Here is a 21,580-nt window from a genome sequence, read left to right on the forward strand (position 1 = left end):
GAGTGCCGGACTTCACGCGGTTATGCCTGGAGCAACCCTGGAGCACACGGGCGTGTTGAACGGCATGGAAACGGTGCCAACGGCAATCAAGGGCAACGTTTGACTACCGGATTCTCGTCTTGCTACCGTTGACCTGCGAACGGAGAGTAGCCCTAATCTCACTGGCAGTGAGGGGGTCAGGGGTTCGAGTCCCCTTAGCTCCACAGCTTTCATGATCGCCCGGCCTGCATGTTTCCGCAGGTCGGGCGATGTTTTAGGTACGCCGTAAATTCGTCCATTGTGGATTCCGCTTCAGTTACTGTTCAGTAGGTGGAGCAAAACTGGAGCAGTGTGGGGTTCCGGGCGAAATGGGGTCACCAAAACTGCTCCAGCTCGGTAGTCCGAACGGGTGGTCCTATCGAGTCGATTCGGGCGTTCACTCACGACGCTGTGTGGTGGCGGGGTAGCTGTGCGATGGCGCTGACCCGTGGGGTTGGGCGGCCCCGCGCCAGGTGGTGTCCTCGGGTGGGGTGGTGTTGTCGGCGATGGCTTTGTCCCAGCGGGCTTGGAGGCCGTGGAGGAGTCGTTGTTCGACGGCGGCGGCGACGTGGGAGTAGGTCTGCTGGACTTTGTCGGCGAGGACGTGGCCGAGGCGGAGGGCTTGGGCGATTTCGGGGACACCGTCGTCGATGAGCCAGGTTTTGTGGCTGTGGCGCAGGCCATGGAAGGTCAGTCCGGGTTTGATGGGGTGGAGCCGGTGGGCGAGGTGGGCGATGTGGGTGTTGCCGTCGGCGGCGGGGCGCACGGCGCGGCGGCTGAAGTTGCTGCGGCGGTGAAGCTCGTGGTTCGGGGTGACGAATACGTGCGGGTGGGTGTGGGTGCTCAGGTGGGCGCGGAGCAGCCGGACGAGGAACGGGGGCAGGGTGATGGTGCGGGCGGATTCCTCGGTTTTGGGTGGTCCGAGGTAGAGCGGGCCCCGGTTGGGTTCATGCAGCGCGCCGAGGTCGGGGTCAACGACGAGGAATCCGGTGTCGCCGTCGACGAGGTGCAGGTGGTGGCGTTGCAGCCCGACGAGTTCGCCCCAGCGTGCGCCGGTCCAGGCCGCGGTGAGGAACAGGACGGCCCCGGCGGGGGCGTAGATCCGGGCGATCTGGTCGGCGATCCGGAGGACGTCGGCGGGCTCCGCCCACACCTTGCGTGGTGTGCGGTGGGTGCGCCGGCGACGCCCGCGGCGGCGGGCGTGGATGGGGTTGACGGCGATGACCTTCTCGTCGGCGGCGTCGCCGAGGGTGAGCGAGAAGCATTTGATGATGCTGTCGACGGTGGTCTTCGCCAGTCCTGAGGCGCGGAGGTGTTTCTCCCAAGTGCGGACTGTCAGGTTGGTGATGTCGGCCAGCGCGGTGCTGCCCCAGCGGGGGAGGATGTGTTTGGTGAGGAAGCTGCGGTAGTTCTCCTCGGTGCGCTGGTCGATGTCGAGGGCGTCGAGCCAGTCCGGCGCCCACGCGGCGACGGTGATCCGCCCGACGGCCGGGTCGATCCAGGTTCCGTGACGTTGAGCGACCTTCATATCAGCGATGTGGTCATTGGCCGCGGTGTCGGTGGGGAAGCCGGATATTGAGCCGATGGTGCCGTCGTCGCGCCGATACCGCACCCGCCACGTGGTGTCTGCCGATTGTTCTGCCCAGGGCATGGTGAACTCTTTCGCAAAGGTGAGGGGGTCACGATCACAACGACGTCCATGGACGCTCCACTACCGACAGAGAGCAAGCCGACTCCACGGAAAACCTCTGCCGTGTAAAGAAAAGGACTCGGTGGGTCGCCGCGACTCACAACCGGGATGGTCGGCGTGTCCGTCTGCCGCCACGGCGCGGGCGTCTACCGCTGGGGCGGTGGCCCGCTGCGGCAATCTCCTCGAGGTCGTTTCGCGAGAAACGCAAGTGCTTACCCACCAGTGTGCAGGGGATCGCGCGCATCCCCGCTTGACGTCGCAACCAGGACTCCTTCACCGCGAGAAGCTCGCCCGCCTCGGTCGGGGGTGTAGAGAAGCTGCGGGCACGACAGCCGAGCATCACCACCAGCGGCGATACTGCCGCAGTTCGTCACCCCTGCGTCAGAGTCAGAGATCGGCGGCGACGATCCCGGCGCAGCCTGAACGACGTCACCGGACCGGTGGCCGGAATTCTGATTGTGCGGGGTGACGGGACCCGAACGGTCGATCATGATGATGGCCTCCGTGAGCGGTACAACGTCCGCATGCGCGGTTGTCGGTTTCGCCGGGCAATACCGAGAATCAGCCCATTTGGAGACGCGCATATATCAAAACGTTACAAAGAGGGTGGTTGCCCTGCTGATGTCTGTCCTCAGCAGGGCACGATATGAGTGAACCCTCGGTCGCTGGTCCACGGAGGCGACAACGGACGACTATGTTCCGCAGCTCGCGGCCGATCGCACCTTTGCGTCAGCCGATACGACGGCCGTCGTTCACGTACGGGACGACTTCCGCTCGGTTCGACCCGGCCAGTGAAGCACCTTCACCGCGTTCGGAAACGGCAGTGTCGGCGACAGCCTCCCCAGGCTAGGCCCAAGGATTAAAAGCCCGTTGGTCAGATCGCGGTGATCTTGAACGGGGCATCCGGATGCAAGGCTTCTACGTGCGGTTTTTATGACTTCAAGGTCATCTTTGCTTACGCGAATGAGCGATGTGGGCTCGGTTATGTCTCCGTTCGCGCTGCTGTGCTCATCGGGGTCCATCACTCGGCATGAACTGGGTGAGCTTCCCTCGATTGTCTGGCCACCTCATCTGGGGTGACCGTTGGTCACCAGGGAGGGTATTCCGGTGCCTGCTTTGAGTCGATGCTGGTGGTGGATGACGAACCCGCATCTCTGTACAGGTGGCAGCGGTCGGCGGGTCTGGTAGTCGCCGAGTTTGCGGACGGTCAGTTTCTCCTGTAATAGCTGTCTAAAGTGGATCGGACTGTGGTGGCTGCCGATGTGGTCGAGTAGCAGCAGGTGGCTGCTCGACGGGTTGCCGAAGTGTTCGGTGAGGTGGGGCAGGAAGGTCTCCGCGCCCCTCGGGTCCACCGGTGTGGTGGCGTTGTAGCCGAGATAAACGGGACCTTCCCGCAACCCTATGGGTGTGGTCACGATGTGCTCTCCTCGCGGGTCTGCTGTCTGGCGGTTGCGGGATGGGTTTCGTACATGCGGTACGCGACGACAAGGCCGGAGGCGACGCTGATGGCGGCGGCGGCCCAGATGGCGGAGCGCAGACCCCAGACGTCGGCCACGATGCCACCGACGAGCGCACCGACGGCGTAGCCGCTGTCGCGCCAGAGCCGATAGACGCCCACCGCGCGGGCGCGCCAGGAGGGGTGGGCGACATCGCCGATCGTGGCGAGCAGGGTGGGATAGACCATCGCGGTCCCCACGCCGAGCAGCATGGTGGCGATCGTCCACCAGGTGAAGGTGTCCACGCTCGCGAGGAGGGCGAGCGCGCCGGCCTGGGTGAGCATGCCGGCGGTGATGAGGTGTTTGCGGCCCCATCGGTCGGACAGGGCGCCGGTGACGAGTTGCCCGGCGCCCCACACGGCCGGGTAGAGCGCGACGAGGACACCGACGTGACCCACCGACATGCCGGTGGTGGCGAACAGGAGCGGAAACAGTCCCCAGGACAGCCCGAAGTTGAGGTTGTTGACCAGGCCGGCCTGGCTGGCCGAGGACAGTGCGGGCTCGCTCACGCTGGTCCGGGCGAACACCTGCCGGTTGCTCAACTCGGCGTGCGTATGAGCACGGCCGCTGACGGTCGAGGTGGCGTGGCTGGCGGCTTCCAGCCGGGCGTGCTCGCGGGTCTCGCGCACGAAGAACACGGACACACCGAGTCCGAGTGCGGCGTAGGAGAGCCCGAGAAGGAATGGCGCGGGCCGTAACCCGTAGCGGGCGGCGAGATATCCGGCGAGCGCGGCGGTGACGGCAACCGCGCCGTAGCCCGCGGCCTCGTTGAAACCCATGGCCGTGCCGCGTTGCCGTGGCCCGACGAGGTCGATCTTCATGATGACTGTGGTGGACCAGGTCAGGCCCTGGTTGACGCCGAGCAGGACGTTGGCCGCGATAACCCAGCCCCAGTTCGGTGCCCAGATCAGCATCAGCGGCACGGGTAGCGCGATCAACCACCCGGCGATCAGCACCGGTTTGCGGCCGAACCGATCCGACCACGTGCCGGCGAAGTAGTTGGTCGCGGCTTTCGTCACGCCGAAGGCGAACACGTAGGTCAGCAGGAAGGTGTAGCCGACCAGGTGGAATTCCCGTTCGGCCAGCAGCGGCAGCACCGTCTGCTCCTGGCCCACCATGCCACCGACGAGCGCGTTGACGGCGACCAGCAGGCTGAACTGGGCCAGGTTGGCCCGCAACCCAAGCCGGAGCGGTTTCGCCGTGGTCACGTCCTGGACTCCAACGAACGGCCGCTGACCGTGACCCAGTCCTGCGGCCCGCCGTCGAGCACAGCGAGATCCCGGTGACCAGCCTGTTCGAGCAGGCTGGCCGCGCCCATGGCCCGCTCGCCGTGCCCGCACATCACCACCGTCGGCTCCCGCGACAGATCCCCGGCGCGTTCCGCTAGCTCACCCAGTTCTATATGCGTGGCCCCAGGAAGGTGTCCGGCCGCGAACTCCGCAGTCTGACGAATATCCAGGATCCGCTCACGACCGAGCTGGCCGGCCCGCACGAGCCGAGTACTGGTCGCGGAATGCCCGGCGGCGGTCCAGGCGTCGACTCCGCCCGTCAGTTCGCCGGCAAGGTTGGTGTAGCCGATCTTGGTGGCTTGCCAGGCGATCTCCGCCGGATCCTGATCAGCACCGCGCACGATGACCAACGGCCGGTCGTGGGGGGCGAGCCAGCCCAGCCAGGACGCGAACACCGGCCGAAACGGAATGGACAGCGCGCCGGGGACGTGGCCGGCAGCGAACTCGGGCACCGATCGCGTGTCGACCAGTTGGGCGCCATCGGTCAACAACGATTGCACGGCGCCCACGTCCAGCGGCGGCAGGGCGGGATCGGTGTCGAGCACCACCGAGCCGCGGCGGTTGACCTCGATCAGGCGCAGGAAGTAGGGCGGGAAGCTGCCCAGCGACCCCAGGAGATCGGCAACGAAGCCGTCCTCGTTCTTCGCGCGCAGCAGCGGGTTGCCGGCCTTCTCCCGCCCGATGGTGCTGGTGCGCTCGGTGCCGGGTGGCGCAGAGCAGAACGAGCCCGCGCCGTGGGTGGGCCACACCCCGACCTCGTCGGGCAGCGTGGCCAGCCGCTGCAACGAGGCGTACTGCTGCCGGGCCAGGTCCTCGGTCTGCTCGGCCGAGACCAGGTCGGTGCGCGCGGCGGATCCCACGAGCAGCGACCCGCCGGTGAACACCCCGGCGGGCGCATCCCCGTCCAGCAGCAGGAACGACAGGTGTTCGTGGGTGTGGCCCGGGGTGGCCAGCGCGCGCAGCCGCAGCCCACCGAGATCCACCTCGTCCCCGTCGCGCAACCCGGTGTGCGTGAACTCGCGATGCCCGGCCGCGGACGCCAAGATCTGGGTGCCTTCGGTCGCGGCGAGGTGCCGGGCCCCGGAGACGAAATCGGCGTGCAGATGCGTGTCGGCAGCGAACGCCACGGTCAGGCCACGCCGCCGCGCAGCCCGCCATGCCCCCCGCAGGTCCAGGCTGACATCCACCACCAGGGCCCGCCCGTCGCCCAGGTCCACCAGATAGGCGGAGTTCCCCAGCCCCTCGTCGACAAGGGGAACAAGATCAATTCCAGTCATCGGACGATGCCTCCTCACTACACATTCCTCCGGGTTACCTGCCCCACCACCCTTGTTATACACTATTCAAACGAGGATTGGAGAACCATGGGTGATCATGAATCGAAGACGGTGTTGTTCGACCAGTTCGCTCGCGTGGGCAGGGCTCTGGGCAGTGGCACACGTTTGGAATTGCTGGATCTGCTCGCCCAGGGCGAACGCACCGTGGACTCCCTGGCACGAGCTGCGGGGCTGAAGCTGACCACGACGTCGGCGCACCTGCAGACCCTCAAGCGGGCCAACCTGGTTACCACCCGACGCGAGGGCACCAAGATCTACTACCGGCTCGCCGGCGTCGATGTCGCGCAGCTCTACGCGCTGACCCGGGCGGTCGCCCGCGAACATCTGCCCGACGTCGAGGCCGCCCGTGCCGCCTATCTCGGCCTTGACACCGAAGAACTCAGCCGCGAGGAACTGCTGCGCCGCGTCCACACCGAGGAGATCATCGTGCTCGACGTGCGCCCCAGCGAGGAGTATGCCGCCGGACATATCCCCGGCGCGCTGTCCGTCCCGGTGGACGACCTCGCCGACCATCTCGCCGAACTCCCCGCCGAACAGGAGATCGTCGCCTACTGCCGCGGCACCTACTGCGTACTCGCCCACGACGCCGTGCGCGAGCTCAGCGCGCACGGCCGACGCGCCCACCGCCTGACCGACGGAATGCTCGAGTGGCGACTAGCCGGCCTGCCCGTCAGCAGCTGATCGCCCCACCCTTCAGTGCGCTCCCCCTGACCCCAGCCCAGCAGTGACAAGGGCTGAGTTCGCCAGGCCAGCCCGGTCAGGGACCACTGGACCCGCAACACGCACCTGTTCTACGCTCAAACGAAGATTGGAGAACTATGGGTGAACGAGAAGCCAAAACAGCGCTGTTCCACGAGTTCGCTCGCATCGGTCACGCACTCGCCAGCGGCAAGCGCTTGGAACTACTCAATCTGCTCGTCCAAGCCGAACGCTCCGTGGACGCACTCGCCTCGGCAACCAACGTGTCGATCAGCCTGGCCTCGTCACATCTGCAGAAACTCAAACACGCGAACCTCGTCAGCACCCGCCGCGCCGGCACCAAGATCTACTACCAGCTCGCCGACGACAACGTCACCGCGCTCTTCCACCTCATCCGCACCGTCGCCCACCAGCGACTACCCGAAGCGGAAACCGCGCGCGCCGCCTACCACGGCCCCGACGTCGACCAGGTCACCCGCGAGGAACTCCTGCGCCGCGCCGAAGCAGGCGAGGTCCTGGTCATCGACGTACGCCCACCCGAGGAATACGCCGCAGGACACATCCCCGGAGCCCTCGGCATCCCCCTCGACGAACTCCCCGCCCGACTCGACGACCTCCCCAAAGACCAGGACATCGTCGCCTACTGCCGCGGCGCCTACTGCGTCCTCGCACACCACGCAGTCCGACTCCTCACCCAACACGGCCGCAGAGCCCAGCGCCTCACCGACGGCATGCTCGAATGGCGCGTCGCCGAACTCCCCATCGCCAGCTGACTCTGAACTGGGCAAACGACACGATCGGCCACCGAGTTCATCACCCCAGAGGCACATGGATCCGCGAACCCGCACGATTCCCGCGTGGGGGTTATCGAGCACGTCCGCGTCGACCCGGAGCATCGGCGCCGTGGCTACGGTCGCGTCCTGGTCGCCGGCGCCCTCGCCCGCGGACCCGGCTACCGCTGGTCCACCACTGCCGTCATCGACAGCGCCATCGCGCGGGCATCTGGGTCGTCGCCGTCGCCGTCGACGACCCGGCTGTGCTCGAACTCGGAACCGCCAGTGGGTGCACCGACATTCGGGTCGCCGCAGCTCGGGACGCTTAATCCTTTACAGGGCAGGGGACTGTGTCGAGAGCTTCCGGTGGCCGGCGACGGTGACTCGGTCGAGGTCACCAGTTCCGGCTGGGGCGGCGGCGCGGGCATCGCTCGTATCACCGCTGCTGTTGCCGCGCTCGCCACGGCACGCCGACAGGGCCACAACCACGGCCACTGCGGTCGTCACTGCTAACCGTGGATACACGGTACCGGCATCAGTCCTTCACTCCTTCTCGTGCAGAGCACTGCCAGCTGATCCGGATCGGTCAGGGCGCTGGTTGAAATGTTCGCTCCGCTGCGCGCTGAGCTGCTTTGACGGCTTCCGAACGGGTTACTCCGAAGCTCGTGTACATAGGCATGTCAGGGTTAGGCGAGGGCGAGGAACAGCTTCTCGAGTTCGGCTTCGGTCAGGGGTTCCTGGTTGTTGTCGTCGTTGCCGGCGAGGCATTGGCGCATGCCTGTGGCTACGATCTTGAATCCGGCACGGTCGAGGGCGCGCGAGACGGCGGCGAGTTGAGTGACGACGTCTTTGCAGCCTCGGCCAGCTTCGATCATGGCAATCACGCCCGCGAGTTGCCCTTGCGCGCGGCGGAGCCGATTGAGTACCTGCGCGATGGTTTCTTCGTCCCCAGTCATACGAACCCTCCTTAAGTAATCCCGAACTGGCACCAGTATACCCCGTGCGGTATCGGCAGTGGGGAGAGTCCGCTTCCCGACGGCGTCGGTGCAGCCTCGGGCTGAGGCGACCGGCGGCGGCCTGGTGGACGGGATTGCGATTCGTACTGTCGATCGTGGGCGGGGATCAGCTCGGCCGAGGCTGCGCCGGAACGAGGCCTGTAAGGCAGGCGTACCGCAGCCACCGGGCTAACCCGTACGAGAATCCAGCGACCTGCACTTATTGGTCAACAGTTCGGGGCAGGGACAGCAGGCCGAACTCGTGATCAGACACGTTGGGTCGATCCGTCGATGACCGGCCGAAAGCGTCCAGTGGCAGCCGAGGTGAACGCAACTGGTGGACGTAGAACCCGAGTGAGAGCGGCGCCTTGGCTTATCGCGCTCTGCCTAGCGGCTGCAGGTGCCCGCGCGGGGCGGTGATCCGACGTCGGAGTGTCGGCCGGGCAGGATCGCGGCATGTCGTTGCCCGGGCCCGGGACCGATGCGCGCGGCGAGGGCGTCGGCGACGGCACCGGTGGCGTTTTCCAGGATCTGGTCGTTGGTCAGCAGGATCACGGTGAACTTCGTCGAAGACCACGGGCCGCGCAGTCCGGCGTGGGCCATCACCGAGCGCAGGACGCCGAGCGCGACGTCCTGGCCGAAGTGCATCGCCCAGTTCACTGGCAGTGGCTGTCGCCCGGGGTGTTCTCTCATGCCGATCAACCGCTGCAGCACTCGCGCGGGGACGTGGAAGTTCGGCCGGTTCGTCAGGCTTTGTTCCAGCTTTTCACCGGGCGTCATGACTGTGACCCCGGCCGCGCCGGAGAGCAAACCTTGCCATAGTGCGCGTTGCATCATGGGGTGCCCGCGGCGCGGTGGCCTCTGGCGGTGTGTGCACTGTTGGGTGTGTGGCGGTGATGGCCGCGCTCGGTGAGATCGTCTTTCACCAGATCCTGGCCTGGCATCACTTCTACGACCGCTCCACGCGTCCCATCGGGTTGCTCTCGAGCGGTCTGTGGCATACCGCCGAATTGCTCGGGCTGGTCGCCGGCTTCGTGTTGTATGCGGGTACGTCACCCCGCCGCGGCACCACCTGCAGTGCGGCCGACCTGCACACGGGCGCGCAGCTGATGTACTGGCGGCGACTTGACGGAGATCGCTCTCGCGGCCATCCTCGCTGTCCGACGTTACCTCGCCACCGGGCCGCACCCACACCCAACTCCACCCCCCGCACGGCCGCTGGCAGCTGACTCGCCCACACGCACCTCGCGCGGCTTCTGAACCTTCCTTCGAGCACACGTCGTCGGCGGGATAACGAGCGACAGTGGCCGGGGTAGAGACGATAACGCCCCCCGTTTTTGAATGAAAGATACCCGGGGGGGGGTATTATGGAACGTAGTCGCCATAGGAGGTTCAACGATGTGTCAGCGTGCTGTGTGTTCGACCTGCGGGAAGGCCACCTACACCGGGTGTGGGCGCCATGTCGAGCAGGTGCTCGCCGGCGTGCCCGTGTCGCGGCGGTGTCAGTGTCAACCTGGGCAGGACGGTTCCGAGCGGAAGTGGTGGAAGGTGTTCGGCCGCCGTTGATCGCTGCGGTCGCAGGGAGCCGGGCCCCACACCGAGGTGCCCGGCTCGCTGTGGGGCAGGGCCCTCGAACTGTACGAGTTGCTGCCTTCGGGGTCCTTCCGTGGGAAGAACTCCGAGCGTCAAGGAGATAGCGGGTGGTCGTGAGGCCGCTTTCGAGCGATTGCGTTCGGCGAGCCCCCGGTGAACACGTTCGTCACATGTTCGAGACTCCGCGACACGCTGTCAGCGTCTGCGTCGACGGAGCCTGACATTCAGTTTGCGCTGATCATGCAGGACGGCTTGGGACGAGCATGGCCGAGCGGTGCACTGACCAAGCCCAACCACAGCAGAGCTCATTTTCTTCATCAGCGGGCAGCTGAAGCGCTCGCACTGAATCCAAGATGGACGAATGGGTCGGAAAGCGTGAGATGCGCGCATGCCTTGAGTCTATGTGTGTCCGTCCTGCTTGGAACGGAATACCCATTGCCGCAACACGATGAAGCGTATGGTTCCCCCCAGTGCACTGGCCAAGACGACCACCAGCGCTTCGGTAACAATACCGTAGGAACCTTTCACGGTGTCCAATACGGCGAGTGCTACGGATCCATGTAGTATGTAGAACACTGCGGAAACCAGAGTTTGTAAATACCTGCGCAGCTTTCTGTTCGGTGCTCCAGCGAACGTGACTAGACGGTGGAATTCAGTATTCGCCACAGTGGTCAACCCGGTTGCGACTAAATTGCTACAGGACGCATCGCATGGTGTGCGAAGAACAACGAACAGTAGCCCCTGAACAAGAGTCGTAACCGCGCCGATGGACAGGTACCATCCGGCCTGCCTAAGAAAATCCCCGCGAGTCATCCAGCACCTGCCACCGTCGCTAAATTTGCGCCTCCTCTGGAGGCGTATCGGATTTCCGGCTTGAGCATCGCCGTGTCACGTGAAGTCGACGTGAGGTCGTATCCCTGACCCGGGCAGTGCGGCCTTTCTCAAAATCAATTTCACTTCGCCACCATCTTGTGCGGCACGCTCCATTCGGCGCGATCATGGCGATGGCGTTGCGGTACAACGAGGCCAGAAACGGGCAAGTCAAATGTAGTGCACCAGCCAAGTTTGTTCGTGATTGTAAAGAATCGCGTTCTTCCAAGTACTACCATCAGTCTCAGTGTGATCTTGGGCTTCGCTGCGATGGCGAAAATACCTTCACTTGAAGGCTCTTGAGGACCACGGGTTACTACTGCTAATATATGAGCAACTTGTAGGTCGTCAGTTTTCAGGGTAGGTTCCGCTTGCGAGTGTAGGATTCACGGTCCACCCATCATTTGCAAGCGCCTTTTAAGCCAGCGCGACGAAGGACTAAAGAGGCCGGACAAAACCCGGTAGTGGCAAATACGACTTGGTTAATTCCGACTAGTGCTACAATAATTAAAAACCATTCACTCGCGAATATGTAAAGAATCAAACCGACCAGATTCATGGTGCCTGCCAGTGCGAAGAGAACTCGCTCCAACTGTCACTTGGATGGTTTCACCTGAGTATTCAGTGGGGCTGTAAAGTTAGGACGAAATGAACCGGACAACTTTTCTTCTCCTTTGTCGCGTGGACGTCGCACTTAGAGCGTGTCTTATGTGGTGGTCCGCGTCTGATGCGTCATGATCTTGATCGTTGTTGATCGTTTGTCACTCCGGTCGGCCGCTGATGGGTTGTGGGAACTGGTGGAGCCGTTGATCCCTGCGTTCTCGGCGAGCCCGTAAGGTGGCGGGACCGCGTCATTGCGCTGCAGGTGTTCACGGCGATCGTGTATTGTGCTGACCAGCGGGTTTCCATGGCGGAAGCTACCACCCTCGTTCGGGTGCCGTTCCAGACCGCGCACCGATGCTTCGCTCAGTGGATCGAAGCCGGGCTCTGGCGCGAGCTCCTCGACGAACTCGGCAGCCAAGGATTGCTCGACTAGAGTCGCGAGATCGTGGACGGAGCTAACGTTCGCGCGAAAAAAGGGGATCTCTGACCGGGCCGAGTCCGGTCGATCGGGGTAAACCCGGATCGAAGATTCACGTGTTGTCCGATCGTGGCGAGCTGCCACTCACGGTCGCGATCCAGATGGGAGTACGCGTCGATCGCGGAGTGGAGGTAGACGTATCCGGCCCGAGCGCCAGCGGTTTTGCGGCGCTTCACGGCGTTTGCGGTCGCGCTGCCGCGCCGTGGACCCGCCACCCACCGCCATCGGGGATACGGCCGGCTTTCTTGACATCGACGATGACATCATGGCCCGGTCGGCGGGCCATGATCCGGCGTGGTGTGTGGTTGCTGGAGCCGGTCGGGTCGATGAACCGGCGCCGGTTCAGCCCCAAGGTGGCCCAGGTGGCGGGTTAGCGTTCGGCGACTGATCTCGGTGCCCTCGATGTCGACGAACGGTCGAGGAGGCCGAGCTCCCCGAACTGGCGGTACCGGTTCACCCACTTCGACGCGCACTGCCGCGGAATCCCATTTCCGCCGCGACGTGAGCGATCGGTTGGTGCTCACAATGTGCGACGAGACGGCGACGAGCTTCGATGGACAACGGGGCATTACGGTGGAACAGAAAGCGTCGTTCCATCGGTCGGACGAGTGTCTTCGCAGTTCTCATCCTGCCGCCGAAAGGCCCGTCCCCCACACCCCGGGTCACCCCGCGTCAACAACCTCTCGACCCGCAACAACTAGGCAACCCCGGCAGGAGGCATCCCCTCCGAGTCTTATGGGGGATGGCCTCATCTGGTCGAAGGTGACCGGCAGTTGCGTGGAGTTCGGCAGGAGAAGGGTGGTCGTTGCAACTGCGTCGATCATCCTGTGACGGTTGACTTTCGTCTACGACGCAGACACGGGGCTCCGCAGGAGTTGGAGATCGTGTTCACCCGGCGACAGGTGTCGGCGGCCGCTCCCCGTTCAGCACCGCGCGGACGTTGTCGACGGCGAGTTGACACATTGCATTTCGCGTCGCCTCACCGGCACTTGCTATGTGCGGAAGGAGAACGACGTTCTCGAGCTTGACAAGGCGAGGATGTGGCCTCGGCTCCTGCTCGTAGACGTCGAGAGCGGCGCCGGCGATAATCCGGCTTTCGAGCGCCTCAACGAGCGCCTCCTCATCCACAATCGGCCCGCGAGCGGTGTTGACCAGGATGCTGCTCGCCTTCATGATGTCCAGTTCGGGCGCACCGATGAGGTGCCGAGTGTCCGACGTCAGCGGACAGTGAAGACTCACGATGTCGCTCTCGCGGAGCAGCGTGCCGATCTCGACCGCCTGGACGCCGAAGGCAGCCGCCTCCCGGTTGTCTGCACGGCTGCCTGTGGCGAGGATGCGCATGTTGAACGCGTGCGCGCGGCGGGCGACCGCCATCCCGATGCGCCCGAGACCGACGATACCCAGTGTCGCGCCGGCGCTCACGTCGATGCCGACGAACGACTGCGGAGCCCAGATCCATTCCTTCCCCGTCCGCATGAACCGGTCCGCCTCTACGAGACGACGAGCCATGGCGAGGATAAGGCCAAAGGCGCAGTCCGCTGTGGCCTCGTCGAGCACACCCGGAGTGTTCGTCACCACCACCCCGCGCGAGCTCGCCGCGTTGACGTCGACGTTGTCGTAGCCGACGGCACAGTTGGCTACGATTTGCAGAGCATTGCCCGTGGCCTTGAGCAGTTCGGTGTCCACACGCTCTGTCAGAAGCGTTACCAGGGCGCTCGCGCCACGGACAGCATCCAGCAGCTCCCCACGCGACGGTGGCCAGTCCGGGTCGGGATGTACCACAATGGGAACCCCGAGGGACTCAAGCGCCGTCATGGGGGCCGCTGACAGCCGCCGACTTACGTACACGTGCCCGGTCATGTTTCTTCCCCGATGTAAACCACCTGCGCTACTGCGTCAATCCAGCTTCGGTCCCAGCTACCGGATCTAATGGCCTGCTGTTGGTGCGCCTCACTCTCGACGACGCGCTCGGCCGCGTTTAATGCCTCGAGAGCACGCGCACGGGGAACGACTACGACCCCATCGGCATCGCCGACGATAATGTCCCCGTCTTGAACGGTGACGCCTCCGATCGTCACCGTGCCGTGGATCTCCCCCGGGCCGGACTTGTACGGGCCTAGGTGTGAGAAGCCCTTTGAGAAGACGGGAAGCTGACCGCTCGAGATCGACTCTCGGTCCCGTACCGCACCGTCGACGACGAGTCCAGCGATGCCTCGGGTGGCCGCGTACTCCGCCATCAACTCGCCGAGGATGGCGTTCACCAGCTCGCCCCGTGCGTCGATGACGAGGACATCGCCCGGATCAGCCAAGTCGAGTGCTTTGTGGACGACCAGGTTGTCGCCGGGGCGGGTCCGGACCGTCATAGCGGAGCCGACCATCGCTCTGCCATTTAAGGCAGACAACGAGTTCCCGACAACATTGACTCCGACCGCGCCCGCCATCCGTTCAAGGCTGTCGGAGATGGACGAGACCGTCACCCGGCTGAACCGGTCGGCGACATCACGGTCGAGAGGTTTGCTGGGGGTGTGCAACCGCACCTGGTTCATGTCAGGACACCTCTTCAGATTTATCGGAATTTTCCATGCCAGTAGGAGTCGGCAGTCCGGACGGTGCCACCTGTGCGAGCGCTGCTACAACATCGGGCGAGATGGTGATTCCCCTGGCGCGTCGAGCCTCAACGTTGCGAGCCTCGAGCTCACCCGGAAAGAGCACCTCGCTGCTCCCTGTGCCCGTCGCCTTGAGCGCCTCGATGAACTCCTCGACGCGGGCCACGAACTGCTCGTGGGGGAGGAAGGCAGAGATGTCGAGAACCTGGAGGAACGCGCCCACGTTTTGTGGCTGCTGCAGGTTCTCGTACAGGTCTCCCACATCGGGGCCGATGTTCGCGCCGGTCAGCACTCCCGCCATGACTTCCACCATCATGGCGATCCCATAACCCTTCGGCCCGCCGAATGGAATGACGCTACCTGCAAGCGCGGCCTGCGGGTCCGTGGTAGGACGGCCTTCCGCGTCCACCGCCCACCCAGCGGGGATCGATTCACCACGTTGGGCCGCTTGAATGATCTTGCCTCTGGCCACGACACTGGTGGCCATATCGAGTACCAGGGGCCCGTAGCGACCGGCCGGGATGGCGAATGTATAGGGGTTGGTGCCGAGAAAGCGGCGGCTCCCGCCCCACGGCGACATCGTTGCGGGAGCGTTGGAGTAGAGGAAGGTGGCGGCACCTCGCGCAAGGGCTGGTTTGGCGTAGTAGGAGCCTGATGCGTAGTGGTTGCTGTTGCGGATCGCGACTGAGATGCTTCTTTGTTTTCCCAGCCGATCGAGCGCAATCTCCATGGCCTTGGACGTGACCACGGCTCCCATGCCGTTCCCGCCGTCCACGATGAGCGCACCGCCGGACTCGCTGATCACGCGGATCTGGGGATGTGGCTCCACGATTCCGCGTCGTATTCGCTCTACGTAGATGGGGATGCGGCTGACACCGTGAGAGTCGGTTCCTCGGAGGTTCGCGTCGACGAGCGACCCGGCGACGACGTCGGCGTCGGGCTCGGGGAGCCCGGCGGCCGATAGGATGGCCGAGCCGTAGCGGCGCAGCTCATCGGGATGAACGGTGACGTTCATATTGCCTCTTCTCGTGGTGCTAAAGGGCTGCGAAAAGCGGGCTTAGAGGCAACGGCGCATGATGCCGACGAGGTCTGCAGCGGTGGCGGCACGTGGGTTGACGGCGATGTTGCCGGAGGTCATGGCCTCTTCAGCTAGGGCTTGGAGGTGTTCGGGGGCGACCCCGTACTCGCCAAGATGCCTGGGTGCCGCGATATCCGTCACGAGTTGGTCAACTGCACCAACTCCGGCGTCTGCAGCCCTTCGTTGCGACATTGCCGAGGTTCGCTCCCCGAATATCTCGGCGATCTTGGCGAACTTCGACGGGTTACCGACGACGTTGAACCGCATGACCTCTGGGAGCAAGATCGAGATCACGTCGCCGTGAGGGATCTTCGCCTTGGCTCCAAGTGGCATGGCGAGTGCATGAGCGAGTCCGAGCCTAGTTGGGTTGAAGGCCGCCGCAGCCATCGTAGATGCGAGCAGCATGTCCGATCGGGCGGCGAGTGTGTCAGCACCCCAGACGGCCTCGCGCAGAGACCGGGCCACCAGTTCCATCGACTTTTCGGACAGGGCCTCCGAGATCGGCTGGGTGGCCTTGTTGACGTAGGACTCGAGCGCATGGGCCAATGCGTCCATTCCAGCGACCGCAGTCAGCCGCGGTGGCAGCGAGACCGACAGGTCCGGGTCGCACAGCGCCAAGTCCGCGGTCATGTGGGGACCGCCTACGCCGTACTTGGTCTGCTGGGCCTTCTCGGAAATGACAGCCCAGATCGCCGCCTCGCTACCTGTTCCTGCGGTTGTCGGAATGGCGATCACCGGCACGCCGCTGCTCGCCGGTACGCCGAGCCCGGCGTACTCTCGAATGTGGCCGGGATTGCGGCTCATCAGCGAGATGGACTTACCCGTGTCCAGAACGCTGCCACCTCCAATCGCGATCACCAGGTCGCATTCTGAACTCATGAGCAGGTCGGCGCCGGCATGGACACCCGCGGCTTCTGGCTCGGGTTCGACGTCGGTGAACATGACATGCTCGATCTTTGCCTCGTCTAAGACGGTGGTGACTCGGTCGACGATGCCGATGGCTGCGAGCACCTCGTCGGTGACGATCAGCACTCGGTTTCCTCCGAGCTCGATGACCCGCTGGGCCACATTGGCCAGCGAGCCCGACCCGAACTCAATTCGGGTGGGCAACTCAAAGATGAAGTGGCCGTGATGGCTCATGTGCATTCCTTTCGCGGGTCTGTGGCTGGTGAGTTCCGAGCCGACTGGGTCAGGGACGGTAGGCGTGGTAAACAGCCTTGAGGTTGGTGAAGAAGTCCTTCGAGGTGTCGCCAATCCCGTACGCGCCCTGACCAGACTGCTTGACGCCGCCGAAGGGCACCTGGCCCTCGGATGTGGTGCCGTGGTTCACGTGGACCATCCCGCTCTGGCTTCGGGTCACAAACGAGTGCGACAGGTTCATGTCGTCGGTGAACACCGAAGCGGCCAGCCCGTAGCGGGTCTCGTTTGCCACGTCGATCGCCTCCTCGAAATCCTGCACAGAGATGATGGACAGCACCGGCCCGAAGACCTCTTCGCAGGCGAGTGTGCTCTTGCGCGGCACGTCGGTGACGATGGTCGCGGGGTAGTAGTAGCCGTTGCTGTAGGCGTCGCCGCTTAGTGGGTCGCCACCGGTCAGCACCCTGGCCCCCTCCCGGACGCCAGCCTGTACTGAACCGTGCACCTTCTCGAACTGGTCCTTGCTGACGATCGGGCCCATCATGGTGCCTTCGTCACTGCCGTGGCCGACACGCAGCGCCTCGGCCCGCTCCACGAGCGCCTGCTCAAGCTCCTCCCGCACTTCGGGCGTGACGATCACCCGGCTGATCGCCGTGCATCGCTGACCGGCAACGGCGAACGCCGCTGCGGAGATCTCTGCGGCAGCATGTGGAATATCGGCGTAGGACGAGACCACGGCTGCGTTCTTGCCGCCCATCTCCAGCTGCAGCTTGACGTTGCGACTGGCTGCGTTGCCGGCGATCTGCAGACCGACGTCGGTGGAGCCGGTGAACGTGATGCCCTGGATCGCGGAGTGAGCGGTCAGGGCGGCGCCGACGTCGGCGCCGCCACCGATGAGCAGGTTGAACACACCGGCCGGTACGCCGAGTTCGTGGAGCATGCCGGCGACGTACAGCGACGCGCCCGGAGCCTGCAGCGCGGGCTTCAGGACCACGGGGCACCCGCAGACCAGGGCAGGAACGACCTTGCGCAGTGGACTGAGGATCGGGAAGTTCCACGGTGTGATGGCCGCGACCGGACCGATGGGCTCCCGGACGGTATACACATCGGTATTCCGGCGAGTGCTCGGGAAGGTGCGGTCGCCGAGACGAAGTGCCTCCCCTGCCCAGAAGCGCATCTCGGAGACAGCTCGCTGGGCCTCGCTGCGCGACTCCGAGAGTGGCTTGCCCATCTCCAGGGACACGATCTGCGCGATGTCCTCGGCGTGGTCGTGCCACAGTTCGACCAGCCCGTAGACCAAGTCGCTGCGCTCACTCGCCGTCGTCGCTGTCCACACTGTCAGCGCGTCGCGGGCCGCTTCGGCAGCTCGCTCGGCTTCTGCTGTTGTGGCCAACAGGTATCGAGAGACTGTCTCGCTGTTGCGTCCCGGGTCGGTGATCTCGTACTGGCGCGCGTCTGCGGTGGCGGTCCACTCGCCAGCGATGTAGCTGCGCCACGGGGAGCTAGGGGGATTCCACACAGCAGTCTCCTTCGAGGTTGGTGATCGGTGTGTCAGTCGGCTGGTGGACCGCATCGGGGCCCATCTCATGCCGGTCAGCGTTCTTCAAGGAAGCGAAGAGGGGCTTAAGGGCCGGGTAGAGTCGTATGTAGACGCCATACATCACGTCATACGTCTCACGGATGCTCGTGACCGTCGACGGGTCAACCCGGGAAGTCGGTATCCCCGCCGCAGACCGTGCGGCGGCCAAGGGGCCGTTATGCAGACCGAGCGCACACGCGGCGAGCAGGGCGGCACCGCGCGCTGCGACGTCCCCGTTCGCTGCCCGATGGATGACCCGGCCGGTGACGTCGGCTTTGATCGAGGACCAGAAGGCACTATTCGTGCCACCACCCACCGACAGGAGTTCCGTCACCGCTTCTCCGGTCAGCCCGGTCTCGAGATCGAGAAGCTGGCGCAGACCATAGGCAGCGCCTTCGAAAACCGACCGGGTGAGATGTGACGCGGTCGTTTCCAGGGACATCCCAACCCACGCCCCACGGGCGGTTGAATCCCAGACGGGGCTACGTTCACCTGCCAAGTACGGCAGGAATACCACTCCGCCGCAGCCTGGGGGCGCGGACTCGGCGAGCTCGTTGATGTCTGCGAGGCTGCGAGCGTTGGGCGTGTCGGGCAGCACCCGTTCGCGGAGCCACGACACGGCCGCGCCGCTGGAGGACATCGCGGCGTGCGACAGCCAGCGGCCGGGGACCACATGCGGGCGATTCATCGCGTGCATGGCGACCGGCGGCTTGTCGCGACACACGGTGAGTACGCCGGAAGTCCCTACGGACTCGAATGCGTCACCGTTCTCCACGCAAGCGACGGCCAGCGCGGCCGCCGCCGTGTCCGCGCAGCCTGCCGCGACGACGGCGGAGGAGGAGAGCCCGAGCTGTCGCATCGCGTCGTCCGTCAGCCGACCGGCGGCCTCTGCCGACGGGACCAGCTCCGGCAGCCTCAGAGATGGCGCTCCGAGCAACGACACCGCCTCGGACGACCAAGTGTCAGGCTGGGCGATGTCGAGGGCACCGGTGAAGGCGGCGTTCGTCGGGTCCATGACCCAGCGCCCGGTAAGTCGGTAGACAACCAGGCTGGCGAGGTGACCGAACCAGAGCGGCTCGCTGGCCAGCGTCGAGGCCAGTCGCAGGCCCGTCAGAACGGAACACGTCGGCACCGCGATCGGGTTGCCTGTCAATCTTTGGTACGCCTCCACGTCGACGCGTTCCACGAACGACGCGAGGTCACCTGCGGCTCGTGCGTCGGCGAAGGTGCAGATCGGAGACACGGCCAGTCCGTCGCGGTCTATCAGCAGGGGGGTCGGGGCCGCTGCCGCGACTCCGATTGCCTCCACCGAAAGACCATCAGCGCGCGCCAACACCGCGCGGGCAGCGGAGGCCACCGAGTCCCACACCTCGTCGGCGTCAAGCTCGAGGTGTCCGGGATGCGGCGACATGACATTTAGGGCGGCCCTGTGCCTATGCAGGGCCACTCCGTCAGGTGTGAAAAGGCCCGCCTTGACCGCGCTCGTCCCCACGTCGAGACCGAGCAGAGCAACCTTTGCGGTGTACGGCACTGTCACGGCACGACCGCCACCTTGATCCCCGTGCCAGACTGCGCGAGCTCGAACGCCTCGACGACGCTTGCCAGCGGCATCTTGTCGGTAACTAAGCTAGCCACGTCCACTTCACCGTTGCCGATCAGACGCAGCGCCTGCTCGTAGTCGCGTCGATGCATGGCGGAAGTGCCGGTGACGACGAGTTCCTTGTAGTGAATCTCGTTAGCAGGGATGTCGACACGCCCGTCCGCAGGGAGCCCAGCGAAGATGTTGACGTTGCCGGCCTTGCGGGTCAGTGCGATGGCGTCGTTCACCAACTGCGGAATCCCGATGCAGACAATGCTGGCGTCGACCCCAGTCCTGTCCGTAAGCGCCTCAACTGTGGCGGCTAGCTCCATTGGAGCGACCACGTGAGAGGCCCCGAGTTTCGCGGCCACAGCTCGCCGAGATGGTGACGGCTCGCTGACGATGACAGCGGACGCGCCCGCTCGACGGGCGAGCTGCAGATGCAGAAGGCCGATCGGCCCGGCTCCGATGACGAGTACGACATCCCCCAACCGGATGCCCGAACGGCGGTGCCCGTTCACGGTACAGGCGAGGGGCTCAGCCAGAGCGAGCTGCTCCAACGGGATGTCCGCGTCGGCCGGGAACAGGTTTCCGGCGGCCATGGCCTCAGCAGGAATGCGCACGTACTCAGCGAGACCGCCATCGTACTCGTAACCCATTGCACGGCGGTTGGCACAGACATTCTCGCGGTCGTGGAGGCAATGTACACATCGCCTGCACGGAATAACGGGGCACATCGCGGCCTTGTCACCCTCGGCGAAACCCTGGACGTCCGCCCCGACGGCGGCCACGGTTCCAGCGAACTCGTGTCCAAGGACGGAGGGGAAGCGGACGCCGCGAGTCTTCTCTCCGCGAAGGATTCGCAGGTCGGTCCCGCAAAGGGTGTTCGCGCCCACATGGAGCACTACTTCTCCCTGGCCCGGTTCCGGCGTTGGAACCATGTCGACTTGGAGGTGACCGGTGGCGTGCAGAACAGCAGCCTGCATGGTTGCGCTCATAGCCCCTGATCCACGTGGGCAACCGCGTCATCTACCGATGCCCCGTCGTGGATCAGCTTGTGCAGTGCCTCAACGACACGCCCTGGGCGGACGTGTCCCCAGACGAAGCGTCCGTAAGTCGCACCTGCCGCACCCGCCGAGAGTGCATCCGCGGTCATCTGGAAGTAGTCGCGGATATCGCGACCCGGGTTGCCTCCGGCCAGGACGACTCGTGCGGGGCCGCCAGCTTCGACGACCTGCGCGAATGTTTCCGCACTACCGGTCCACTCGGTCTTGACCACGTCCACACCGAGCTCCGCACCGACACGCACGGCGTACGAGACATTGTCGGCGGAGAGCCGCTCACCGGGCAGATCGGCCCCGCGGGGGTAGATGTGGGCCACCAAGGGCAATCCGGCCGCATCCGCCTCACGGCTCACCGCGCCCAAATGAGTGATCTGCGCCGCCTGCAGCTCGCTGCCGACGAGCACCCCGACGGAGATGGCCTCCGCACCGAGGCGCAGAGCTTCGTCAACGGTAGCTGTTGGGACGTCCATGTTCTGGTGGTATGGCGAGTACGAGGTCGACTTGAGAATGAGAGCGATGTCGGCGGCGTATGGCGCGAAGCACCGGGAGGCGATGCCCTTCTGCAGGGTGATGGAATCGGGGCGGCCGCTGGCGACGGCCGCGAGTGCCGCCTCCACATCAGACAAACCGGGAAGCACACCGCGGGCGATCGGGTGGTCCATAGTGATTCCTACAAGCCGCCCGGTGTTGCCGAGT

At 64.9% G+C, this 21,580-nt stretch carries 20 protein-coding genes, 1 tRNA gene and 2 pseudogenes; 6 read left to right on the forward strand and 17 right to left on the reverse strand.

Annotated features, from left to right (window positions below; translation table 11 throughout):
• Positions 1–141: 141 nt before the first annotated feature.
• Positions 142–203, forward strand: a tRNA-Ser gene (locus BM199_RS33995).
• Positions 204–415: 212 nt separating this feature from the next.
• Here BM199_RS33995 and BM199_RS24630 read toward each other — a convergent pair.
• The 4 genes from BM199_RS24630 to BM199_RS24650 all read right to left on the reverse strand — a co-directional run bounded on the left by BM199_RS24630 (position 416) and on the right by BM199_RS24650 (position 5,770).
• Positions 416–1,669 (reverse strand): tyrosine-type recombinase/integrase, encoded by a 1,254-nt coding sequence (locus BM199_RS24630; RefSeq protein ID WP_091676002.1) that lies wholly within the window; start codon positions 1,667–1,669, stop codon positions 416–418.
• Between the two features lie 1,106 nt (positions 1,670–2,775).
• Positions 2,776–3,123 (reverse strand): hypothetical protein, encoded by a 348-nt coding sequence (locus BM199_RS34285; RefSeq protein ID WP_091676005.1) that lies wholly within the window; start codon positions 3,121–3,123, stop codon positions 2,776–2,778.
• Positions 3,120–4,412: an MFS transporter gene (locus tag BM199_RS24645; protein ID WP_091676008.1), complete on the reverse strand. Its 1,293-nt coding sequence runs from the start codon at positions 4,410–4,412 to the stop codon at positions 3,120–3,122. The genes BM199_RS34285 and BM199_RS24645 overlap by 4 nt, the downstream gene beginning before the upstream one ends.
• Positions 4,409–5,770, reverse strand: a complete 1,362-nt coding sequence (locus BM199_RS24650; protein WP_091676010.1) for an MBL fold metallo-hydrolase — start codon at positions 5,768–5,770, stop codon at positions 4,409–4,411. The genes BM199_RS24645 and BM199_RS24650 overlap by 4 nt, the downstream gene beginning before the upstream one ends.
• An 87-nt stretch (positions 5,771–5,857) precedes the next feature.
• On the opposite strand from BM199_RS24650, the gene BM199_RS24655 reads away from it, so the two are divergent.
• From BM199_RS24655 to BM199_RS24665, 3 genes are all read left to right on the forward strand, one after another.
• Positions 5,858–6,511, forward strand: coding sequence for an ArsR/SmtB family transcription factor (locus BM199_RS24655; RefSeq protein WP_091676013.1), 654 nt, complete (start codon positions 5,858–5,860; stop codon positions 6,509–6,511).
• 137 nt (positions 6,512–6,648) lie between these two features.
• Positions 6,649–7,302, forward strand: a complete 654-nt coding sequence (locus tag BM199_RS24660) for an ArsR/SmtB family transcription factor (protein WP_091676016.1) — start codon at positions 6,649–6,651, stop codon at positions 7,300–7,302.
• Between the two features lie 39 nt (positions 7,303–7,341).
• Positions 7,342–7,815 (forward strand): GNAT family N-acetyltransferase, encoded by a 474-nt coding sequence (locus BM199_RS24665; protein ID WP_091676018.1) that lies wholly within the window; start codon positions 7,342–7,344, stop codon positions 7,813–7,815.
• A 173-nt stretch (positions 7,816–7,988) separates the two neighbouring features.
• Here the strand turns inward: BM199_RS24665 and BM199_RS24670 are convergent, their stop codons facing one another.
• Positions 7,989–8,258, reverse strand: coding sequence for a metal-sensitive transcriptional regulator (locus tag BM199_RS24670; RefSeq protein ID WP_091676021.1), 270 nt, complete (start codon positions 8,256–8,258; stop codon positions 7,989–7,991).
• A 426-nt stretch (positions 8,259–8,684) separates the two neighbouring features.
• Positions 8,685–9,077 carry a hypothetical protein gene (locus BM199_RS24675; protein WP_425425583.1) on the reverse strand — a complete coding sequence of 131 codons (393 nt, stop codon included), beginning with the start codon at positions 9,075–9,077 and terminating at the stop codon, positions 8,685–8,687.
• Positions 9,078–9,193: 116 nt separating this feature from the next.
• Between BM199_RS24675 and BM199_RS24680 the strand changes: the two genes are divergently transcribed.
• Positions 9,194–9,526: a DUF2243 domain-containing protein gene (locus BM199_RS24680; protein ID WP_143101915.1), complete on the forward strand. Its 333-nt coding sequence runs from the start codon at positions 9,194–9,196 to the stop codon at positions 9,524–9,526.
• Positions 9,527–10,289: 763 nt separating this feature from the next.
• Here BM199_RS24680 and BM199_RS35250 read toward each other — a convergent pair.
• Positions 10,290–10,703, reverse strand: a complete 414-nt coding sequence (locus tag BM199_RS35250; protein ID WP_091676026.1) for a GtrA family protein — start codon at positions 10,701–10,703, stop codon at positions 10,290–10,292.
• 457 nt (positions 10,704–11,160) lie between these two features.
• Positions 11,161–11,352 carry a YgaP-like transmembrane domain gene (locus BM199_RS35255; protein WP_425425584.1) on the reverse strand — a complete coding sequence of 64 codons (192 nt, stop codon included), beginning with the start codon at positions 11,350–11,352 and terminating at the stop codon, positions 11,161–11,163.
• A 142-nt stretch (positions 11,353–11,494) separates the two neighbouring features.
• On the opposite strand from BM199_RS35255, the pseudogene BM199_RS34670 reads away from it, so the two are divergent.
• Positions 11,495–11,939 (forward strand): annotated as a pseudogene (locus tag BM199_RS34670) (transposase); the annotation flags it as partial.
• On the opposite strand, the pseudogene BM199_RS34675 reads toward BM199_RS34670, so the two are convergent.
• From BM199_RS34675 to BM199_RS24735, 9 genes and pseudogenes are all read right to left on the reverse strand, one after another.
• Positions 11,940–12,423: pseudogene (locus tag BM199_RS34675) on the reverse strand (helix-turn-helix domain-containing protein); the annotation flags it as partial.
• A gap of 306 nt (positions 12,424–12,729) precedes the next feature.
• Positions 12,730–13,701 carry a 2-hydroxyacid dehydrogenase gene (locus BM199_RS24700; protein ID WP_091676033.1) on the reverse strand — a complete coding sequence of 324 codons (972 nt, stop codon included), beginning with the start codon at positions 13,699–13,701 and terminating at the stop codon, positions 12,730–12,732.
• The gene (locus BM199_RS24705; protein WP_091676036.1) at positions 13,698–14,387 is read right to left on the reverse strand and encodes an RraA family protein; all 690 of its coding nucleotides are present in this window, start codon (positions 14,385–14,387) and stop codon (positions 13,698–13,700) included. The genes BM199_RS24700 and BM199_RS24705 overlap by 4 nt, the downstream gene beginning before the upstream one ends.
• A gap of 1 nt (position 14,388) precedes the next feature.
• Entirely contained in the window at positions 14,389–15,462 is a 1,074-nt protein-coding gene (locus BM199_RS24710) for an Ldh family oxidoreductase (RefSeq protein WP_091676039.1), read from the reverse strand.
• Between the two features lie 42 nt (positions 15,463–15,504).
• Complete coding sequence (locus BM199_RS24715; RefSeq protein WP_091676042.1) at positions 15,505–16,665, reverse strand: iron-containing alcohol dehydrogenase; 1,161 nt, start codon at positions 16,663–16,665, stop codon at positions 15,505–15,507.
• A gap of 49 nt (positions 16,666–16,714) precedes the next feature.
• A complete protein-coding gene (locus BM199_RS24720; RefSeq protein ID WP_177242772.1) occupies positions 16,715–18,181 on the reverse strand; it encodes an aldehyde dehydrogenase family protein in 1,467 nt (488 codons plus the stop codon).
• A complete protein-coding gene (locus BM199_RS24725; RefSeq protein WP_091676047.1) occupies positions 18,165–19,778 on the reverse strand; it encodes a xylulokinase in 1,614 nt (537 codons plus the stop codon). The genes BM199_RS24720 and BM199_RS24725 overlap by 17 nt, the downstream gene beginning before the upstream one ends.
• Positions 19,775–20,818 (reverse strand): zinc-binding dehydrogenase, encoded by a 1,044-nt coding sequence (locus BM199_RS24730; RefSeq protein ID WP_218160431.1) that lies wholly within the window; start codon positions 20,816–20,818, stop codon positions 19,775–19,777. Before BM199_RS24730 ends, BM199_RS24725 begins: the two co-directional genes overlap by 4 nt.
• Positions 20,815–21,546 carry a class I fructose-bisphosphate aldolase gene (locus BM199_RS24735; RefSeq protein ID WP_211323164.1) on the reverse strand — a complete coding sequence of 244 codons (732 nt, stop codon included), beginning with the start codon at positions 21,544–21,546 and terminating at the stop codon, positions 20,815–20,817. The genes BM199_RS24730 and BM199_RS24735 overlap by 4 nt, the downstream gene beginning before the upstream one ends.
• Positions 21,547–21,580: the final 34 nt, after the last annotated feature.

The organism is Amycolatopsis marina (assembly GCF_900111885.1).
In the GTDB taxonomy this organism is placed as follows: Bacteria; Actinomycetota; Actinomycetes; order Mycobacteriales; family Pseudonocardiaceae; genus Amycolatopsis; species Amycolatopsis marina.